This is a genomic window from Cryobacterium sp. 10S3 (assembly GCF_034344045.1).
Taxonomy (GTDB): domain Bacteria; phylum Actinomycetota; class Actinomycetes; order Actinomycetales; family Microbacteriaceae; genus Cryobacterium; species Cryobacterium glucosi.
Genome location: NZ_CP133773.1, coordinates 386,091 through 405,125 on the forward strand (window position 1 = coordinate 386,091; position 19,035 = coordinate 405,125).

General features: G+C 71.0%; 17 protein-coding genes. 10 read left to right on the forward strand and 7 right to left on the reverse strand.

The genetic code is table 11. From position 1 onward, the window contains the following. Positions 1–135: 135 nt before the first annotated feature. The 5 genes from RHM57_RS01700 (at position 136) to RHM57_RS01720 (ending at position 7,732) form a co-directional block, all read left to right on the forward strand. Positions 136–474 (forward strand): WhiB family transcriptional regulator, encoded by a 339-nt coding sequence (locus tag RHM57_RS01700; protein WP_134449029.1) that lies wholly within the window; start codon positions 136–138, stop codon positions 472–474. Positions 475–578: 104 nt separating this feature from the next. Continuing rightward, the gene (locus RHM57_RS01705) at positions 579–3,911 is read left to right on the forward strand and encodes a glycosyltransferase (protein WP_322189475.1); all 3,333 of its coding nucleotides are present in this window, start codon (positions 579–581) and stop codon (positions 3,909–3,911) included. Continuing rightward, positions 3,901–5,382, forward strand: a complete 1,482-nt coding sequence (locus tag RHM57_RS01710; RefSeq protein WP_322189476.1) for a DUF5719 family protein — start codon at positions 3,901–3,903, stop codon at positions 5,380–5,382. Before RHM57_RS01705 ends, RHM57_RS01710 begins: the two co-directional genes overlap by 11 nt. 179 nt (positions 5,383–5,561) lie before the next feature. After that, positions 5,562–6,671 (forward strand): MTAP family purine nucleoside phosphorylase, encoded by a 1,110-nt coding sequence (locus RHM57_RS01715; protein WP_322189477.1) that lies wholly within the window; start codon positions 5,562–5,564, stop codon positions 6,669–6,671. Then, entirely contained in the window at positions 6,668–7,732 is a 1,065-nt protein-coding gene (locus RHM57_RS01720; RefSeq protein ID WP_322189478.1) for an NAD-dependent epimerase/dehydratase family protein, read from the forward strand. The genes RHM57_RS01715 and RHM57_RS01720 overlap by 4 nt, the downstream gene beginning before the upstream one ends. On the opposite strand, the gene RHM57_RS01725 is transcribed toward RHM57_RS01720, so the two are convergent. Continuing rightward, complete coding sequence (locus tag RHM57_RS01725; RefSeq protein WP_322189479.1) at positions 7,668–9,125, reverse strand: MDR family MFS transporter; 1,458 nt, start codon at positions 9,123–9,125, stop codon at positions 7,668–7,670. The genes RHM57_RS01720 and RHM57_RS01725 overlap by 65 nt on opposite strands. 66 nt (positions 9,126–9,191) lie before the next feature. On the opposite strand from RHM57_RS01725, the gene RHM57_RS01730 reads away from it, so the two are divergent. Next, positions 9,192–9,788, forward strand: coding sequence for a TetR/AcrR family transcriptional regulator (locus RHM57_RS01730; protein ID WP_322189480.1), 597 nt, complete (start codon positions 9,192–9,194; stop codon positions 9,786–9,788). On the opposite strand, the gene RHM57_RS01735 is transcribed toward RHM57_RS01730, so the two are convergent. Together RHM57_RS01735 and RHM57_RS01740 are read right to left on the reverse strand one after the other, a co-directional pair. Beyond that, entirely contained in the window at positions 9,785–10,924 is a 1,140-nt protein-coding gene (locus tag RHM57_RS01735) for a sensor histidine kinase (RefSeq protein WP_134449022.1), read from the reverse strand. The two genes, RHM57_RS01730 and RHM57_RS01735, sit on opposite strands and share 4 nt — an antisense overlap. Next, positions 10,921–11,766, reverse strand: a complete 846-nt coding sequence (locus tag RHM57_RS01740) for a response regulator transcription factor (protein ID WP_198413662.1) — start codon at positions 11,764–11,766, stop codon at positions 10,921–10,923. The genes RHM57_RS01735 and RHM57_RS01740 overlap by 4 nt, the downstream gene beginning before the upstream one ends. Before the next feature lie 120 nt (positions 11,767–11,886). Here RHM57_RS01740 and RHM57_RS01745 point away from each other — a divergent pair, with 120 nt between their 5' ends. From RHM57_RS01745 to RHM57_RS01755, 3 genes are read left to right on the forward strand one after another with little or no spacing between them, the layout of a single operon-like run. Continuing rightward, positions 11,887–12,555 (forward strand): glycosyltransferase family 2 protein, encoded by a 669-nt coding sequence (locus tag RHM57_RS01745; protein WP_134449021.1) that lies wholly within the window; start codon positions 11,887–11,889, stop codon positions 12,553–12,555. Continuing rightward, positions 12,552–13,298, forward strand: coding sequence for a TIGR04282 family arsenosugar biosynthesis glycosyltransferase (locus RHM57_RS01750; RefSeq protein WP_134449020.1), 747 nt, complete (start codon positions 12,552–12,554; stop codon positions 13,296–13,298). Before RHM57_RS01745 ends, RHM57_RS01750 begins: the two co-directional genes overlap by 4 nt. Continuing rightward, positions 13,295–14,053, forward strand: a complete 759-nt coding sequence (locus RHM57_RS01755) for a class I SAM-dependent methyltransferase (RefSeq protein ID WP_134449019.1) — start codon at positions 13,295–13,297, stop codon at positions 14,051–14,053. The genes RHM57_RS01750 and RHM57_RS01755 overlap by 4 nt, the downstream gene beginning before the upstream one ends. A 154-nt stretch (positions 14,054–14,207) precedes the next feature. Here RHM57_RS01755 and RHM57_RS01760 read toward each other — a convergent pair whose 3' ends face one another. Continuing rightward, on the reverse strand, positions 14,208–14,705 hold the full coding sequence (locus RHM57_RS01760; RefSeq protein ID WP_134449018.1) for a hypothetical protein: 498 nt from the start codon (positions 14,703–14,705) through the stop codon (positions 14,208–14,210). Next, the gene (locus RHM57_RS01765; protein ID WP_322189481.1) at positions 14,702–16,066 is read right to left on the reverse strand and encodes a molybdopterin-dependent oxidoreductase; all 1,365 of its coding nucleotides are present in this window, start codon (positions 16,064–16,066) and stop codon (positions 14,702–14,704) included. Before RHM57_RS01765 ends, RHM57_RS01760 begins: the two co-directional genes overlap by 4 nt. Before the next feature lie 144 nt (positions 16,067–16,210). Between RHM57_RS01765 and RHM57_RS01770 the strand changes: the two genes are divergently transcribed. After that, entirely contained in the window at positions 16,211–17,611 is a 1,401-nt protein-coding gene (locus RHM57_RS01770) for a glycosyltransferase family 87 protein (protein WP_134449016.1), read from the forward strand. Between the two features lie 132 nt (positions 17,612–17,743). On the opposite strand, the gene RHM57_RS01775 is transcribed toward RHM57_RS01770, so the two are convergent. Next, positions 17,744–18,418, reverse strand: a complete 675-nt coding sequence (locus RHM57_RS01775) for a hypothetical protein (RefSeq protein WP_134449015.1) — start codon at positions 18,416–18,418, stop codon at positions 17,744–17,746. A 136-nt stretch (positions 18,419–18,554) separates the two neighbouring features. Further along, the gene (locus RHM57_RS01780; RefSeq protein ID WP_134449014.1) at positions 18,555–19,007 is read right to left on the reverse strand and encodes a metallopeptidase family protein; all 453 of its coding nucleotides are present in this window, start codon (positions 19,005–19,007) and stop codon (positions 18,555–18,557) included. Positions 19,008–19,035 lie beyond the last annotated feature (28 nt).

Genomic DNA, 19,035 nt, shown 5'->3' on the forward strand with positions numbered 1-19,035 from the left:
CTGTCTTTGGGCGAGTCGAAACTCTCCAGCCGACATTGAGGGTTTATTATCGGCGACTTGACGTGGGGGAATTACACGGCTGTAATTAGTGCGGACGAGTTATTAGGGCACGTATTGCAAGGGGTGGGAGACGATATGACGCAAGCCGAGTATCGTTCCGGAGTACCCGAGGACTGGTTCGTCGATCCCGTTCGCTTGGGCATTCCCGGAATTCGCAAGGACAGCACCGGACACACCCTTCCCGACGAAGGTGACGCCCTCGCCTGGCAGGCGGATTCGCTGTGCGCCCAGACCGACCCCGAGGCGTTCTTCCCCGAAAAGGGCGGCTCCACCCGGGACGCGAAGAAGATCTGCACCTCGTGCGAGGTGCGCACCCAGTGCCTGCAGTACGCGCTCGCCAACGACGAACGCTTCGGCATCTGGGGCGGTCTCTCCGAACGCGAGCGGCGTAAACTGCGCAAGCGCGCCAGCTGACGCCGTTCCCACCCACATCGGCCGCGTGAATCGGGCCGTGCATATCGGGCACGCCCGTCCAGGGGCCACCGCACAACGACGATGCAACCTAGGCTTGGCTTGATATGCATGCACGAGTCACAGCCATCCTTGTCGCCCGCAACGGCGCGAAACACCTTGAGCGCACTCTCGAGGCTCTGAGTCGGCAAACCCGTCAGCCGGATGTCGTCATCACCGTCGACTGCGGATCCAGCGACGCGACGGCCCAGCTGCTCGCCGCGCACGGTCCGACGCACTTCATCTCCGCCGACTCCGACCTGACCTTCGGGCAGGCGATCGCCGCCGCCGTGCGCGTGATGGCGCCGCCGGAATCCGACAGCGAGATGCTCTGGCTGCTCGCCCAGGACAGTGCCCCCGAACCCGGCGCGCTCGAAGCGCTGCTCGGCGAACTCGAGATCGCACCCTCCGTCGCCGTCGCTGGACCCAAGATCATGGACTGGCGCGCCCACGACTACATCCACGACGTCGGCCTGTCGATGACGCCGGGCGGGGCGACCGTGACCCTCGTCGAGAGCGAACTCGACCAGGGCCAGCACGACGGCATGAGCGACGTGCTCGCCGTCGACGCCGGCGGAATGCTCGTGCGACACAGCGTCTGGAACCAGCTCGGCGGTTTCGACCCCGGCCTGCCGTCCGCGGACGACGCCCTCGACTTCTGCGTGCGCGTGCGCCTGTCCGGCCGCCGGGTGTCGGTCGTCGCCGCGGCGCGCGTCGCCTCGGCGGGCGACGGTGTCGCCGGGCTCAGCGGGTCCTCGCGCGGACGGGCCCGCCGCAAGCGGCTTCGGGTGGCCAGGACCGCACAGCTGCACCGGCGCCTCGTCTACTCCGCGGGGTGGCTGATCCCCCTGCACTGGATCGCGCTCGTGCCTTTCGCCTTCTTCCGCTCCATCGGAGCGCTGCTGCAGAAGGAGCCCGGCGCGATTCCCGGCGAGTTCTCGGCCGCATTCCGCACTGCCTTCAGCGGCTCCCGGGTGCACAACGCCCGCCGTCGACTCGCCGAGACCCGCACGCTCGGCTGGGGGTCGATCGCGTCCCTGCGCCTGACGAATGCCGAGGTCCGCCGCAGGCACGCCCTCAAACGCGAAGCGGTGCTCGTCGGCCTCGGCTCCGACCGGCCGGAGATCCGCTTCTTCGCGAGCGGCGGCGCCTGGACCGTGCTCGCGGCTGCGCTCGTCGGAATCATCATGTTCGCCTCACTGCTCGGTGCGCAGAACCTCGCCGGCGGGGGACTCCTGCCGTTGTCGAGCACCCCGGCCGGGCTCTGGGCGAGCGTTGGATACGGCTGGCGCGACCTCGGCCTCGGCTTCGTCGGCGCCGCAGATCCTTTCGCCGCCGTGCTCGCCGTGCTCGGCTCGCTCACGTTCTGGGCCCCGTCGTACTCGCTCGTGCTGCTCTACTTCGTCGCCCTCCCGCTCGCGGCACTCGGCGCCTGGCTCGCGGCGACCCGCCTGACCGACCGCGGGCTCCTCCGCTTCACCGCCGCAGCACTGTGGGTGCTCGCCCCGACCTTCCTCACGGCGTTCTCGGCCGGTCGCCCTACCGCGATCCTCGCGCACCTGCTGCTGCCCTGGCTGTTCTTTGCCGGCTATTCCGCCGGCCGGTCGTGGTCCGCGTCGGCGACAGCATCCCTGCTCTTCGCCGCCGTGCTGTTCTGCGCCCCCTCGCTCACGCCCGCGCTGCTCATCCTGTGGTTGCTCTGCTCGGTCGCGAGCGGACGCGGCATCGCCCGGTTCATCGGCATCCCGCTGCCCGCCGTCGCCCTCGCGCTCCCGCTGATCCTGGACCAGGGCCTGCGCGGCTCGTGGCTCGCGCTCCTCGCCGACCCCGGGGTGCCGGTGCCCAGCACCCCCGCCCCGGACTGGCAGCTGCTGCTCGGCTTCCCGACCGGCGACTTCGGTGGCTGGAGCACGCTGCTGGGCCAGGCCCCCGCGTTGCAGGGCCTGCCGCTGTCCTGGATCATCCCGGTCCTGTTCGCCCCGCTCGCGATCCTCGCCGCACTCTCGTTGTTCCTGCCCAGCATCCGTAATGCGAGCGTCGCGGTCCTGACCGCCCTGCTCGGCGCCGGCACCGCGATCGCCGCGACGCAGCTCAGCCTCGCGACGACGGGCGCCGCGAGCGTCAGCATCTGGCCCGGCTCCGGCCTGAGCCTCTACTGGCTCGGCCTCGTCGGCGCCGTGATCTTCGCCCTGCGCGAGTTCCGCCGCTTCGCCGTCGCCCCTGCCGTCGCCGCAACCGTCCTTCTCGCTGTCGCCGTCGTCCCGCTCGCCGGAGCACTCCCGCTCGAGCTGAGCGCCGTCCATGAGGGCAGCGACCGCACCCAGCCCGCCTTCGTGACGGCAGAAGCGCAGACGGATGCCCGGGTCGGCACCCTCGAAATCGTCCCGCAGTCCAACGGCGGCATCCTCGCCACGATCGTGCGCGGCGCGGGCACCACCCTCAACGAGCAGAGCACCCTCGTCAACACCACGACCACGCTCTCCGCGGCGGATAAGGAACTCGCCACGCTCGCGGGAAACCTGGCCTCACGCAGCGGACTGGATGCCTCGGCCGGACTGGCCGACCTCGGCATCCGCTTCGTGCTGCTGCGGCCGGCCGCCCTCACCGACACCGGCAGAGGTGCCGCGGCGGCAAGCGTCGCGGCCACGGAGACCCTCGCCAGGGCGACGACCGCGCTCGACGGCGAAGCAGCGCTCGTGCCCGTCGGGGACACCGCGTACGGGCGGCTCTGGCGCCATGACGGGCCCGCCTCCGCCGCCGGTGTCACGGCGAGCGAGGTCCCGGCCCACGCCGGGGGAGTCTTCTCTCTCGCCGCCCTGCTTCTTGCCGCGATCACGGTCGGCTCAGCCCTGCTCCTGTCGATCCCGACCGGGGCGGGCCCCGAAGCCGTACGCCAGGCGAACCGCGACGCCATGCGCCGATCGGCCCGCTCGGACACCCAGGACCGCAAGGCAGAGGCACGGGATCTCCACCGCGAAGAACGCAGTGCGAAGTCCGAGGCGCGGTCTGCCCGCTCCGAGGCTCGTGCCGCACTGCGGCGCAGCGTGAAGGCCGGCGCGATCGTGCCGGCCGAGGGCACCCCGGCCGCCCAGGCGATCGAGTCTGCTGAAGCCGCCGAAGCCGCCGAGGCCGCGGAGGCCGGGGAGCTCGCCGCCGCTGTCGAACTCGCGCACGCCGCGGAACGGGAGAGCTCCTCCGACCTCGCCCTCACTTCGGGCCACGGCCACGAGACCGAGGACGGCCCTGCCGACGTGACCGCGGGCGAGATTGCCGAGCACGTCGCCCCCAGCACTGCTCCGCCCAAAAAACCGGCAGCGTCACCCCGCGAGGAGAAGGCGACGGACCCCGTCGAGCCTGCCGACCGTCCGAGTGGACAGGAGGACCCGAACAATGCCAGGTAAGCGCGCCATCGCCCGGACCGGTGCCCGGTTCCTCATCGCCTTCGGCGTGCTCGGCGTCGCCGGCGTGCTCGGAGCGGCCGCCGTCGTCGTGCCCTGGCCAGCCTTCGGCACCGCCCCGGCCTATCTCGCCGTCGCGCCGGTTCCGAGCGAGCAGGTCCGGGTCTGCCCGGGTCCGCTGCTCACCCTCGCAGAGGACTCGACGCAGGCGAAGTCCGCGAGCTCGCTCGGGCGCCCGGACACCGCATCCGGCGCCTGGGCTCCCGCCACGACCGCATCCAAGGCGGCGGTCCCCGCGGGCGCATGGAGCGCACCGTCAGCGAGCCTGCTCAGCGCCGTCGACAACCGCAAGACCACGGACGGCGCCCCCGTCAAGCTCAACATCCCCGTCGCGAAGGGCGCGTCCACGGCACCGCTCGTGGCCGGCAGCCAGTCCCAGTCCGTGGCGGCGGAGGCCGTCCTCGGCGGCCTCGCCGTCGCGGCCTGCGGCGAGGCCACCGGCGAATCCTGGCTCGTCGGCGGGTCGACGGATGTCGGCCGCACGACCCTCGTGCTGCTCAGCAACCCGACAACGGTCGTTGCAACCGTCGACCTCGACGTCTTCGGCGAATCGGGCCGGGTCACCGCGCCGGGCTCCACAGGGATCCTCGTCCAGCCCGGCGCCCAGCGCGTCGTCTCGCTCGCCGGCCTCGCGCCGAACCTCCGCTCTCCCGTCGTGCACGTGACGACCCACGGCGGCCAGGTCGTGGCCACCCTGCAGCAGAGCATCGTGCGCGGCCTCGCGACCGGCGGGGTCGACCTGCTCGGGACATCCGTCGACCGGAGCCTCAAGCAGAGCATCGCCGGCCTGCGCATCGAGAACCTTCCAGCAGACGACGCCGGAAGCGACGCGGGAGGGGTCGCGAGTGACACACCCTCTGTGCGTCTGCTCGCCCCCGGTGATACGGCTGCGACCGTGCAGATCGGCGTGATGAGCGAGGGAGGCCAGGCCGCGGGTACCTCCGTCGAGGTCACCCTCCAGCCCGGACTCGCGACCGACGTGCCGCTCTCCGGACTCGCCGTCGGCAGCTATTCGCTCACCGTCTCGAGCGACCAGCCCGTCGTGGCCTCGGCCCTCGGCTCGGCGACCGGTACCAACGGCCGTGACTTCGCCTGGTTCGCATCCTCCGCCTCGCTCACCGGCGACTTCGCCGTCGTCACGGCGCCGGGACCCTCGCCGCTGCTCAACCTGCTGAATCAGAGCACCAAGGACGTGACCTATACGGCGACCGCCGAGAACGGTGCATCCGGCAGCGTGACGGTCGCGGCCGGTGCGGCCGGAGCGCTGCCGCTCTTCGCGTCGACGCGGTACATCGTGTCGGGCGGCTCCGAGACGGTGTCGTCGGTCGGCTATGCGGATGCCGGCATGGTCGCCTCGTTCCCGGTGCGCCCGCCGGGCCCGCTCGCCGAGTCGATCCGCGTCTACACGCACTGACGTCTTCACGCACTGACGGCTGCACGCACTGACCGGTACCTTTCCGGTCGAGAGTGACCCGCGTACCGGGAACTTTCGACCGGAAAGGTGACGGGGTCGGCGCTGCCCGGACGGAGTTCAGCGCACGCCGGCGCGGGATGCAAGACTGGACACCCCGCCCGCCGAACGAGGAGCACAGAGTGACCGAGCAGACTCCCGCGCAACCACTCGCACATGCCCCGGTGGAGATCGCGGTGATCGGCGGATCCGGACTGTACCGGCTCTTCGATGCCGGCACCGTCACCTCGATCACCATCGACACCCCGTACGGGTCGACCTCCGCGCCGATCACGGTCGGCGAGCGCGCCGGACGTCGGGTCGCATTCCTGCCCCGGCATGGAGCGGGGCACACCGAGGCGCCGCATCGGATCAACTACCGCGCCAATATCTGGGCGCTCGCCTCCCTCGGCGTCCGCGCGATCATCTCCTCCTCCGCCGTCGGCGGCGTCAGCCCTGAGTACCCGCCGGGGCTCCTCGTCGTCACCGACCAGTTCATCGACCGCACGAACGGCCGCGCCGACACCTTCTTCGACGAAGGCGTCGTCGCGCACCTCGCCGCTGCCGACCCCTTCGACCCGGTGCTCCGACGCACCGCGGTAGCCGCCCTGAACGCACTCGGCGAGCGGTTCGCGCCCACAGGGACCGTCGTCGTGATCCAGGGCCCCCGGTTCTCCACCCGGGCGGAGTCGCTCTGGTTCCGTGCGGCCGGCGCCCACATCGTCAACATGACCCAGTACCCCGAGGTCGTCCTCGCATCCGAACTGGGCATCGGAACGGTCAACCTCTCCTTCGTCACCGATGCAGACGCCGGACTCGCCCCCGCCGAACCCGGCGCGGACGCGGCGGCATCCGCTCTCGAGGCGCACCTGCCCGAGACAGCCCTGACCGAGACAGCCCTGCCCGGGACTACCGAGACGGATGCCGTCACGGCCGAGCTCGTCTTCGCTCGGCTGGCCGCGGCGCAGCCCCGAATCCTCGCGGCCATCGACGGCATCCTCCGCGGCATTCCCGCCGGGTACGCCCCGCGGACCCTGATCGATCCCGAGCTGGTCCGGACCGTGCTCGACCGGCCCGTGCGACCGGTCCGGCCCGGGCAGCCCACCCGGCTCTCGACCGAGACGGCAACGGACGCCGAAACGGAGCCCGGCACTGTGCCGACGCCGGATCCCCGGCCGTTCCCTGGCCCTCCTCCGGTTCCGCATCCCGTTCCCGTGCCCGCGCCGACGACCGAACCCGGGCCCGCCCGATGAGCCCCCGGCTGCTCGTCACGGGCGGTGCCGGGTTCATTGGCGGCGTCATCGTGAGCCAGGCGCTCGGGCGCGGCTGGGACGTGCGCGTGCTCGACTCTCTGCGCCCCGACGTGCACGGCGGCTTGCCGTCGATCGACGCGCGGGTCGACCTCCTCGTCGGCGACACGACGGACCCGGCGACGGTCGACCTCGCCCTCTCCGGAGTCGACGCGGTCTGCCACCAGGCCGCGAAGGTCGGGCTCGGCGTCGCCTTCTCCGACGCGCCGGACTATGTCCGCAGCAACGAGGTCGGCACTGCCGTGCTCCTCGCGGGCATGACCACCGCGGGCATCGACCGGCTCGTGCTCGCCTCCTCCATGGTCGTCTACGGCGAGGGCAGCTACCGCGGCCCGCACGGCTTCACCCGGCCCGGCCCGCGCCAGGAGGCCGACCTCGCCGCCGGCCGGTTCGACCCGCTCGACCCGGAAACCGGAGAGCCCCTCGAACCGCTGCTCGTCACCGAGGACGACCCGCTCGACCCCCGCAACGTCTACGCCTCGAGCAAGCTCGGCCAGGAGTACCTCGCGAGCAGCTGGGCCCGCTCGACGGGCGGGCGCGCGCTCGCCCTCCGGTACCACAACGTCTACGGGCCGGGGATGCCGCAGAACACGCCGTACGCCGGGGTCGCGTCCCTGTTCCGGTCGGCCCTCGAACGCGGAGAGGCACCGCGCGTCTTCGAGGATGGCAGGCAGCGCCGCGACTTCGTGCACGTCGCCGACGTCGCATCCGCCAACCTGGCCGCGCTCGAGCACACCGCGGACGCCCCCGCCGCCCTGTTCCGGGCGTTCAATGTGGGCTCGGGGGTCGTGCACACGATCGGGGACATGGCCGGGGCGCTCAGCCGCGCGGCCGGCGGCCCCGACCCCGTCACGACGGGGGAGTACCGGCTCGGTGACGTGCGGCACATCACCGCGTCCTCCGAGCGGCTGCGCACCGAGCTCGGCTGGATGCCCGCCGTCACCTTCGCGGACGGCATGCGCGCCTTCGCGACCGCTCCGCTCCGGGCTGCCGTCCGCCGCTGACGCGTTCCGGAGGGGGTCCCTGCCGGGACGGCAACAGGAACGAGAGCGCGACTCCGAGCCCGGTGAAGCCGACGGCCCACCAGAACGCCTGGTCGAAGGCCGTGGCGAGGTCGGCGCCGCCCACGACCCGGGCGTGCAGGATCACTGCGAGCACGGCGACCCCGAAGGACCCGCCGACCTGGGTCGCGATCCGGGTGATGACGCTCTCGTGCGGGACCTCGGCCCGTTCGAGCCCGACAAACCCGCCTGCCATCAGGGGGATCGTGACCGCCCCGAGTCCGAAACCGCGCACGAGCAACGCGGCCATCAGCATCCACTCGTTCGTCGACGCGGTCGCGACGGCGAACGGGAGCGTTCCGACGCCGACGATCGCGAAGCCGGCCATGGAGACCCAACGGGCACCGAACCGGTCGGTGAGACGACCGGCGGACGACCGGCTGAGGAAGGTCCCCACGCCCTGCGAGATGAGGAGCAGGCCGGCGCCGAGTGGGTCGAAGCCGCGCACCTCCTGCCAGTACAGCGGAAGTAGGAGCATGGCGCCGTAGAGCGAGACGCCGGTCAGGAACAGCAGGGCGGAGGAGGTCGCGAGGGGGCGGTGCGTCAGGAGGCGCACGTCGATGAGGGCTGTGCCCGGGCGCCGGATCGCCCAGGCGACGAATCCTGTGAGGAGGGCAGCGCCGAAGATCAGAGGCAAGACGACGTCGGCACGGCCAAATCCGCCGTCCCTGGCGCCGTTGGAGAGGCCGAAGAGTAGCCAGACGATGCTGGGCGAGAGCAGCAGGAGGCCGACGACGTCTAGCCGCACCGGCCTGGCGGGCTCATCCTTCGGGAGCAGGAGCGTGGCGAGGATGAGCCCGACCACGCAGAACGGGACGTTCACCCAGAACAGCCAGCGCCAGTCGAGGGTGTTCAGGATCAGGCCGCCGAGGACGGGACCGAGAATCGGGCCGAGCACAGCGGGCAGGCTCAGCGTCGCCATCACCCGGCCGAGGTTCCGGCCCTGGGCGGCCTGGATCACGAGGGTCGACGACAGCGGCAGGAGTGCGCCGCCGCCGAGGCCCTGCACTATGCGGGAGGCGATCAGGCTCTGCGGGTCCCCGGCGAGGCTGCACAGGACGGACGCGACCAGGAAGAGCGACAGGGCCGCGATCCAGAGGCGCTTCCCACCGATCCGGCTCTGCGCCCAGCCGACAAGCGGGATGGCGACGCCGAGGGCGAGCAGGTAGCCCGTCGTCACCCATTGGATGACGTCGACGGTCGTGTTCAGCTCCGTCGCGAGCGTGCGGAGGGCGATACTGACGATCGTGGTGTCGAACACCACCGCGAGCGCCCCGACGACAACGGCGATCGCGGTCCGCCGCAGGACGGGATCCAACGTCTCCATCTCAGCCATGGCTCCTCATAAGGTACAGTGTGTATCGAATGATTCGAAGCATAGACGAGGAGTTTAGGATACGCAATGTCTCTTAGTGGCCAGGATGACGCCCGCACGCGCCGCCGCGGACCCGCGCTCGAGGGCGCCCTGCTCGACGCGGCGTGGGCCGAGCTGACCGAGCGTGGCTACGAGAGTTTCACGATCGACGCCGTCGCCACCCGCGCAGGAACGAGCCGCGCCGTGCTTTACCGGCGCTGGCCGGGCAAGCCGGAGCTGGCCCGCGCGGCCATCGTCCACGTCGTTGCGCAGGACCCGATCGAGGTGAAGGACACCGGAAGCCTGCGCGGGGACGTGATCGCGCTCCTCCGGCAAGCGAACGAGCGCCGCGTCCGGATCGCGACGCAGCTCGTCGTGTCCCTCGCCGACTACTACCGCGCCACCGGGACGAGCCTGGCCGACCTCCGGGAATCGATCTCCGGTGGCCAGGGCCCGATCATGGACGGCGTGATCGCCCGGGCACTCGAGCGCGGCGAGATCGATGCCTCGAGGCTGACCCCGAGGATCAGGAACCTTCCCGTCGACCTGTTCCGGCACGAGGTCCTGATGACGCACTCCGCCGTGCCGGAGGAGACCATCCTGGAGATCGTCGACACGATCTTCCTCCCGCTCGTGCGGGCCTAGACGGCGACCGCGCGCCGCGGCAGCAACACGTCGAAACGGCATCCGTTCGGCACGTTCTGCACGATCACCTCGCCCTGGTGCGCTGTGACGATGCCCTGCACGATGGCGAGGCCGAGTCCAGCCCCGCCGGGGGTGCGCGGCTCGCTCGCCCGCCAGCCGGCCTCGAACACCCGGTCGATGTCCTGTTCCGGGATGCCGCCTGCCGCGTCCTCGACGGAGATCACGGCTCCGCCGTCCCCCCGTTCGCGCACCGACACCGTGATCGGGCTCCCGGACGGCGAATGCTGGATCGCATTCATCACGAGGTTCCCGACAACGCGGGACAGTTCGCGCGGATCGGCAAGGACCGTCAGCCCCGTCTCGCCGGCGAATCGCAGGTCGAGGGACTTCGCGTGCGCTACGGGTCCGAAGCCCGCGACGGTGTCACTGATCAGGTCGTAGAGCGCGACCGGCTCGAGCGCGAGGCGCAGCGTCCCTGAATGGATCCGCGACAGTTCGAAGAGGTCGTCGACCATCCCGCTCAACCGGTCGACCTGGTCGCGCATCCGCGGGTAATACCGGGCGGGGTCCTCGACCATCCCGTCCTCGAGCGCCTCCGCCATGGCGCGGATGCCGGCGAGCGGCGTCCGCAGGTCGTGCGAGATCCACGCGATCAGTTCGCGCCGGGATTCCTCCACGCGTCGTTCGCGAGCCCGGGACTCGGCGAGGCGGGCCCCCGTCGCGGCGAGTTCCCCGGCGAGGTCGCTGAACTCGGTCGTGCTGTGCCGCGGGGCGGCGGCGTCGCCGTCGGCCGCGACCGATTCGCCGCGGCCGAGGCGTTCGGCCGCGCTGCGCAGGTGCCTGCTGTCGCGCACGAGGGTGCGTCCGAGAAGCGCGGCCATCACGAGCGACACGAGCCCGGCGACTGCGGCGACCGAGTAGAAGACGCCGAGGTCGTGGGTCGAGACGTACATCTGGGTGGCGACCGCCGACATCCCCCCGACGACGGAGACGATCGCCGCGAGGGCGACGAGCATGAGCTGGACCACGAACGAGGACCGCTTCATCATCCGCAGCGCGAGCAGGCCGAGCGCGCCGGTGACGACCGCGCACGCAAGGGCGTTGAGCGCGACGATGACGAGCACCTCGGTCGTCACGAGATCGTCCGGTCTTCTGCGGTCGCGGAATCCGGTGCGCCGCGGGTTCCCGACGGGCCGAGCGGGACAGGGTCGAACCGGTAGCCGACGCCCCACACCGTCTGCAACAGCAGCGGATGCGCCGGGTCGGCCTCGATCTTCTCCCGCAGCCTCCGCACATGCACGGTCACGGTCGAGAGGTCGCCGAATTCCCACCCCCACACCGAGCGGAGCAGGTCCTCCCGGCCGAGGACCGTGTGCGGGTGCCGGAGCAGGTAGGAGAGCAGGTCGAACTCGCGCACCGTGAGCACGAGCGGCGTTCCGTGCAGGCGCAGCTCGTGTGCGGCGGTGTCGAGGGTGAAGTCGCCGATCGCGAGCGGCACGGTCGGCAGGCCCGATGCCCCGCCCGCGCCCTGCCCGGCCGATTGCGCGGCAGCCTGGGCTGCGGCCTGGCCGGTGCGCCGCAACACGGCCTGCACCCGCAGCACGAGCTCGCGCGGCGAGAACGGTTTGGCGAGGTAGTCGTCCGCACCGGCCTCGAGGCCGTCGATGCGGTCGTCCTCCTGGTTGAGGGCGGTGAGCATGATCACGGGGATGGCCCAGGTGCTGCGCACCCGGCGGCACACCTCGATCCCGTCCAGGAGCGGAAGCATCCGGTCGAGGACAACGAGGTGCGGCCGCTTCTCCTCGGCGAGGCGGAGCGCGCTCAGCCCGTCCGGGGCCTCATCGACCAGGAACCCGGCGGCGCGGAGGTACCGGCAGACGATCTCGAGCACGGTCGGGTCGTCGTCGACCACGAGGATGCGCCGTTCCTCAGGGGGAGCGGGGGGAACCGGGGCGGTGGGAGTGGAAGGGGCTGTCACGGTCTCAGGATACGGTGGCCCCGGCCGGCCGGAAACGCCGCGGGGCTGCTCCCGGTGTTCTTCCTCAGTCCGTAATGTTCTCGGCTCTGTTCCGGGTCGGCGCCCCTTTAGGGTCGGAAGATGACTCCGATCCAGGTCGACCTCGTGCTCCCGTGCCTCAACGAGGCCGGCGCCCTGCCGTGGGTGCTGTCGCGCCTGCCGGAGGGCTACCGGGCGATCGTCGTCGACAACGGGTCGACCGACGGCTCGGCCGAGATCGCCGCAGCGGCGGGCGCCCTCGTCGTGCACGAGGAGCGCCGCGGCTTCGGCGCCGCCGCCCACGCGGGGCTCCTTGCCGCGACCGCCCCGATCGTAGCGTTCTGCGACGCCGACGCGTCGATGGACCCGGCCGAACTTCCGCGCATCGTCGGCCCGATCCTCGCCGGAGACGCCGACCTCGTGCTCGGCCGCCGCCGTCCCACGACCCGCGGATCCTGGCCACTGCACGCCCGCCTGGCCAATTCCAGTCTTTCCTGGCGCCTGCGCCGAATAACCGGTGTGAACATACATGACCTCGGCCCCATGCGGGCCGCCCGGCGCCCGGCGCTGCTGTCCCTCGACCTCCAGGACCGACGCAGCGGCTACCCGCTCGAGATGTTCCTCCGTGCGTCCGACGCGGGATGGAGCATCCGCGAGGTCGACTCCTCCTATTCGCCGCGGGTCGGGCGCAGCAAAGTGACCGGAACGATCCGCGGCACCGTGACCGCGATCGGCGACATGTCCGCCCTGCTGCGCGAGGCCCGGAAATGACGGCCCTCGTCGTGATCGCCAAAGAGTGCCTGCCCGGCCGGGTCAAGACCCGCCTGCACCCGGCGCTCTCCTTCGAGCAGGCCGCCGAGCTCGCTGCGGCGAGCCTCGACGACACCCTGACCGCAGCGCTCGCCCTCCCGGCCTCGCGCCGCATCCTCGCCTTCGACGGGGTCACCCCGCCGCGCCTGGCCGCTGAGTTCGAGATCCTGCCCCAGGTCGCCGGCGGTCTCGACGAGCGCCTCGCCGCCATCTTCGACGGGCTCGACGAACCGACCGTCCTGATCGGCATGGACACCCCGCAGGTGACCACCGAGCTGCTCGCGCCGGTCTTCACCGACTGGCCAGACGACACGGATGCCTGGCTCGGCCTCGCGGACGACGGCGGCTTCTGGGCGCTCGCGCTCGCCGAGCCGCGCGGAGGGTCGAGCCGCGGTCACTCCCGGAACGGTCACTCCCGGCGCGGGGACCTGATTCGCGGCGTCGCGATGTCGATGGACGACACCGGGGCCCGGCAGCTCGATCGCTTGGAGGAGGCGGGCCTCCGGGTGCGGCACCTGCCCGTGCTCACCGATGTCGACACGATCGCAGATGCGCACTCCGTCGCCGCCACGGTTCCGAATGGGCGCTTCGCACGTACCCTCGCCGCACTGCTCCCCGGCGCTACGGCCGCCCGCACGGACGCCCGCCCCGCCGATCGCGACGCGACCGGCGCTGTCGCCACCGGAATTCCGGTGCGCGCATGAACGCGCAGGCCGCCCGCATCCTCGAATGGGACATCCTCGAACCCGATCGCCTCGATCGCGTCCCCGGCGAGCGGACATCCGCCCTCGACCTCGCCCCCGCGACCTTCGGCGCCGGCGGGGCGGAACCCTATGCGGCCGCGCTGCGCAACGCCGACAACGTTCTCTACCTCCGCCGTTCCCGGGACGGCGGCCTCATCGCCGCCGCGACCATGGACGCCGCCCGGTGGAGCGCCGACGCCGACGACACCGACCAGCTCCTGCTCGACGGCCTGACCGGTCCTGTCCTCGACATCGGCTGCGGCCCTGGTCGGATGGTGCGTGCCGCGATGGACCGCGGCCTGTCCGCGCTTGGAATCGACGTTTCGCCGACCGCCGTACGGATCGCCGTCGACGCCGGCCTCAGCGTGCTCAAGCGCAGCGTCTTCGACCCGATGCCGCTCGAGGGCGGCTGGGCGGGCGCGCTCCTCGTCGACGGGAACATCGGCATCGGCGGCGACGTGACCGCGCTCCTGACCCGCTGCGCCGAACTTCTCGCGCCCCGGGGCGCGCTCCTCGTCGAGGTCAGCCACGACCCGGCGCGCAATGAACGCTACGAGGGCCGGCTCGAGGATGCCTCCGGCCTCCTCAGCGACGTCTTCCCCTGGGCGGAGGTCGGCGTCGACGCCCTCGCCGGCCATGCCGCCGACGCGGGGCTCCGGGTCGCGCACGACTGGCGCCTGGATGGCCGCTGGTTCGCCCGCCTCCTCCACGCCTGAGTCCCCGCGCTCGCCCCGCGCCCGCAACCGGGCATTCGCCCGTCGTCTCGATCGGCGTGAAGTCGGAGTTTTTCGCGACACTCCGTCACCTCCGGCAGCGGATGAGGTGTGTCGCGAATTTCTCCGACCTTACGGTTCTCGCGCGCGACGCGGGTCAGCGCAGCCGGCGCCGGCCCCGCGCGTAGAGGCCGAACGACACGGCCGCGGTGACGACGGCGACAGCTGCCCAGAACACGGCGAAGTTCACGCCGTAGTCGAGGGGCAACACCGTCGGGTTGCCGGTGCCGCGCGACTGCGCGATCAGCAACGGCACCACGATCAGGCTCATGACGGAGCCGACCACAATCGCCCCCTGCACGACGAGGATGACCGTTCCGCTGATTCGGTGCCCGGCCCGGCGCAGCAGGATCCCGCAGAAGAACACGAGCGGCGAGATCACCCCGTCGTGCAACACGATCGCCGCGCCCATCCACAGGGCGATACCGGGAATCCGCGCGGGCTTCACGCTGTCGAACAGTACATAGGCGCCCCAGGCGAGACCAGCGAGGCCGAGCGTGATCAGCACGATCCGCGTGACGCGGAGGGCCGGCCCCAGTTCGCCGGATCCGGATGCTTCGACGCTTCGGTTTCCTGCAGTGCGTGCGGTACTCATACGTCCATCGCCTCGATCCGGCTCAGCCATTTGGTTTGCAGCACCCCGGGCCGCCCGGGGGCGATCATCCGGGCCGGGTAACCGTGCTCGAGGTCGAGGGTCTCCCCGTTGAGCTCGAGAGCGACGAGAGTGAGCTGGTCGCGCACGTACTCCGACCCCATCGTGGTCTGGCGGTACGCGCCCTTCTTCTCGAGGCTGGTCAGGCGAAAGGATGCCGCGGCATCCGCCGACACCAGATCGGCCAGATCGCTCAGGCGAACCCCGCGCCACCGCGCCAGCTGGCTCCAGCCCTCGACGCAGGCGATCGGCAGATCGACCTCGGTCTGGGGCATGGCGAGGAGTTCGGACCGGCTGAAGCTGCGCTCCACCCCGGCGTGCGCCACCGTCAGTACCCAGCCGGCCGCGAGGGCATCCGCGGCCACGTCCGCCTGCTTCGAGGTGCGATTGACCGGCACCCCCTGTTGACCGACGCCCTTCTTCCGCGGTGCGAAGGCATTGACCGCGTCGAGCGGGGCGACCGTCTGCCCGGCGGTCAGCACGACGACCGTGCCGACGCTCACCCCGACCGTGGTGAGGAAGCCGCGCCGACTGAGGCGCGTGTGAGCCGTGCGCGCTGCGTCTTCCGCGTCGGCCGTGTCGTCCCGGGAAGCTGAGGCGGATCCTGTGTCGAGCCCTGACGGCGCGCGTTCCGCAGTGGCGTCCGCCCGAAGGTCCGGTGTCGCGTCGATCCAGGCGAGCAGCCGGCCGGTGACCCCGGTCGGCCGGCTCGAGCCGAACAGGCGAACGGCCTCCGGCGTCGCCGTGCGGTCGCGGGCGACGGCATCCGTCAGGTGGTCGTCGTCGCCGGAGCCATCGTCGGCCTCTTTGCGCCAGACCCGGGCGATGATCGGCAGCTTGATGCCGATGTGCAGGGCGAGCGATCCGATCAGCACCCAGCCGAGCGCGAAGTGCGTCTCCCGGAACGGGAACGGCCACGGGTACCACTGGTAGGTGTTGAGCAGGCCGATCGTGATCTGCACGAGCGAGGCGCCCACGAACAGGGCGATCGACGCGCGTTCGAGGAAATTGAGGAACGATTTCACCGGCGGCTGCTGGAACAGGTCGGGGAAGACGATGTACAGCTTCGCGAGCAGCAGCGGGAAGCAGGCGATGCCCGCGATGATGTGGGTGCCCTGGGTGAACTGGTAGAGCAGCTCCGGCCGGGTCGCGAAGTGCATGCCCGGCAGCGGCTCCTGCAGAAAGTGGCTGTACAGCCCGGTACCGAAGCACAGCACGAAGGCGAGCCCGAGCAGTCGACCGATCACGGTCGCCATCCGCGGGTTTCGCACGGGGGAGGCCAGCGCTCGCTGGGCTTCGTACATTACTTGGCGCATGTTCCATTGCACCATCCAGCGGATGCCCGCGGGCGGGTCTACACCTTACGGTTCCGTGACGGGGCGGGTCCGTTCGGCTCTCCGAACCGGGATTCGGCGGCGCTCGCCGCGGAACTCCGACAGGATGGCCTCGTGCGCATTACGATCATCTCCCTCCTCCTGGCCGCGAGTGCGACGCTGACCGGGTACTGCGTGCTGGTCTTCTCGCTCTTCCAACCGACGCGGGACACGGTCCCCCTCCTGGTCTGCACCGGGGTGCTCTGGGCGCTGTTCGCAGCGGCCGTCTTCCTGCTGCGGCGGGTCCGGGGGCGCGCGGTGGTGGTGCTCGTGCTCGCCGGGTCGCTCGGCATCGGGGTCGCTGCGATGATCGGGCCGCCGAACACGAGCACGGACTCGGCACGGTATGCCTGGGACGGCATCGTGCAGAACGCCGGCATCTCGCCGTACGCCTACGTCCCGGCCGACGACCGGCTCGACTCCCTTCGCCCGGAGTGGTTGTTCCCGGCGACGGTGCCGTCGGGCACGGTCCCGGAGACCTGCCAGGGCCGGCGCATCGTGGTGACGCACAAGACCGCCTCGGACGCCGTGCTCTGCACCGCGCTCAACCGGCCGACCGTCCCGACGATCTACCCGCCGGCGGCGGAGCTCTACTTTGCGGGCATCCGCTTCCTGGTGCCGCCGACGGCGACCTACTGGCCGCTGCAACTCGGCGGGCTGGTGCTCAGCCTCGGAACGACCGTGCTCCTTCTCGCCGGGATGCGGCGCCGCGGCATCGACCCGCGGTACGCCGCGTACTGGGCGTGGTGCCCGCTCGTGGCCTCAGAGGCGATCACGAATTCGCACGTCGACCTGCTCGGCGTGGTGTTCACCCTCGCCGCGGCGCTTCTCGTCACCCGGGCGCGGTATTGGCGGGGCGGCATCGCCCTCGGGATCGCGATCGCCGTGAAGCTCGTCCCCGTGATCGCGGCCCCGGCGATGCTCCGCAGGCAGGGCTGGAAGGTCGGCCTCGCCGCGGTCGTCACGTTCTTCGCGCTCTACGTGCCGTACGTTCTCACGACCGGGATCGGCGTGCTCGGCTACCTGCCCGGCTATCTCAGCGAGGAGGGCTACGACAACGGCAAACGCTTTGCGCTCGTCTCGCTCGTGGCCCCCGGCGGTGCCGCGGTCTTCGTTGCCGGCGGCCTGCTCGTGATCATTGCGGCGCTCGTGTTCTGGAAGACCGATCCCGATCGGCCCTGGCTCGGCCAGCTCGTGATGATCGGCAGCACCCTGCTCATCCTGAGCCCGCGGTACCCGTGGTACGCGCTGCTGCTGCTGCCGTTCGTGGCGCTCAGCGGTCGCTGGGAGTGGCTCGCCATCCCGCTCGCTCTCACACTGCGGCAGATCCTGCCTTCGCTCGAGCTGACCTGGGCGATCACGGCTGCGCTCGTCATCGTTCTCGCCGGGTCGGCCGTCCGGCTCGACCCAGCCGTGCGGGCGCGGATGCTCGGTGCGCCCCTCCGCGCCGTGCGCTTCCTGCGCCCCCCGCGCTGAGCATCCGCCAGCGCACCCCGCCCCCGAAACGGTCCGGTTAACGCCGAATTGCGGACAGAGCACCTTCGTCGTGTCGACGAAGGTGCTCTGTCCGCAATTCAACCGGGCCGGTCGGGCCCGCTTCGAGCGGTGTTACTTGGTGGCGACGGTGATCTTCGCGATGCCGACGAGGAGCTGGTCCTTGACGGCGTCGGTTCCGAAGGTCTTGTTGAGCAGGCCGGCGGCGACGGACGAGATGTGCACGGTCGTGCCCTCGAGGATCGCGTTGTCGCCGTCCATCTGCAGCGGCTTCAGGGTTCCGCCGTAGAGGTCGAACAGGAGGACCTGGGTGGCGGCGGAGGTGCCGTTGACCGACACGTCACCGAAGAGCTTCGAGGTGCCGGGGTCGATCGTGAAGTTGGTCAGTTCGACGACGGTCGAGCCGGCCGTGAGCGAGAAGCCGGAACCCTCGTGCTTGATCGAACCCTGGACGAACGGGCGGTAGCTCTGTGCGGGGTCGTAGTAGTCCACGTTTCCGCCGGTGATCGGGAAGTGCAGGCTGCCATCGGTGAGGGTGGCGGTGCCGACGGTGCCGGGGGTCAGGCCGAGGCTCGTGAGCGCCGCGGCGAAGTCGCCGTCGAGGAGAACGGCCGTGTCGACGCCCTTGAGGGAGGGGATCGAGGCGACGGGCGTCGGAGCGGACGAGGAGGTTGCGGAGGGAGTCGACGCCGCGGAGCCTGCGGTCGCGGTGCTGGAGCAGGCGGCGAGGCCTCCGAGGAGGAGGGCTGCTGCGGCGAAGCTGATGGTTGCCTTCTGGAAAGTGCGCATGATGTGATCCTTCGTGTCTGTGGGGGAAGTGGTTGTCTGTGGTGCTGACAATGGTTCGGCCCCGACACGGAATCGGTTTGGAATTACTTTTTGGGCGGCATCCGCTCACCCGCATTCACTGTGAGAAGTGGTGCTGTTAGAAGTGCCGGAAGCGATCGGGCGCGAGGTCCCAGGGATCCTTGCCGAGCAGCTCGGCGATCGCGCGGAAGACGCAGCTCTCGATCACCATGCGGCGGTGCAGGTCGTCATTGCGGTGCAGCCGGGTGAGGCGCTGGATCGGCAGCCGGTAGAACACGATGCGCCGCTCGGCGGCGTGAACGGCCCAGCGTTCGACGCCGACGCCCGGAACGACAGAATAGGGGCCTGCCGCGACCTCGAAGGCCACGTCGGCGAGCTGGTCCGGCCAGACCGAACGCAGGTAGTCGACGGTCGAGGCGACGGTCATGTCGAACAGGTCGATCCGGGTGTTCAGCGGCGGCAGGAACGGCCCCGTCGCCGAGCTGCGGATGCCGCGCCCGTGCCGATCGCGCCCGCTTCCGCGCTGCATCGGCGCGGGCGGCGGCGCGGCAGATCTACGGGATCGGGACATGCCTTCATCTTACTTCTGGCGCCGACGC

Bases quoted from the DNA above. Each gene is read 5' to 3' on its own strand.
- RHM57_RS01700 (WP_134449029.1), top strand. From the start codon at position 136: ATGACGCAAGCCGAGTATCGTTCCGGAGTACCCGAGGACTGGTTCGTC.
- RHM57_RS01705 (WP_322189475.1), top strand. From the start codon at position 579: ATGCATGCACGAGTCACAGCCATCCTTGTCGCCCGCAACGGCGCGAAA.
- RHM57_RS01710 (WP_322189476.1), top strand. From the start codon at position 3,901: ATGCCAGGTAAGCGCGCCATCGCCCGGACCGGTGCCCGGTTCCTCATC.
- RHM57_RS01720 (WP_322189478.1), top strand. From the start codon at position 6,668: ATGAGCCCCCGGCTGCTCGTCACGGGCGGTGCCGGGTTCATTGGCGGC.
- RHM57_RS01725 (WP_322189479.1), bottom strand. From the start codon at position 9,125: ATGGCTGAGATGGAGACGTTGGATCCCGTCCTGCGGCGGACCGCGATC.
- RHM57_RS01730 (WP_322189480.1), top strand. From the start codon at position 9,192: ATGTCTCTTAGTGGCCAGGATGACGCCCGCACGCGCCGCCGCGGACCC.
- RHM57_RS01745 (WP_134449021.1), top strand. From the start codon at position 11,887: ATGACTCCGATCCAGGTCGACCTCGTGCTCCCGTGCCTCAACGAGGCC.
- RHM57_RS01750 (WP_134449020.1), top strand. From the start codon at position 12,552: ATGACGGCCCTCGTCGTGATCGCCAAAGAGTGCCTGCCCGGCCGGGTC.
- RHM57_RS01755 (WP_134449019.1), top strand. From the start codon at position 13,295: ATGAACGCGCAGGCCGCCCGCATCCTCGAATGGGACATCCTCGAACCC.
- RHM57_RS01760 (WP_134449018.1), bottom strand. From the start codon at position 14,705: ATGAGTACCGCACGCACTGCAGGAAACCGAAGCGTCGAAGCATCCGGA.
- RHM57_RS01765 (WP_322189481.1), bottom strand. From the start codon at position 16,066: ATGTACGAAGCCCAGCGAGCGCTGGCCTCCCCCGTGCGAAACCCGCGG.
- RHM57_RS01775 (WP_134449015.1), bottom strand. From the start codon at position 18,418: ATGCGCACTTTCCAGAAGGCAACCATCAGCTTCGCCGCAGCAGCCCTC.
- RHM57_RS01780 (WP_134449014.1), bottom strand. From the start codon at position 19,007: ATGTCCCGATCCCGTAGATCTGCCGCGCCGCCGCCCGCGCCGATGCAG.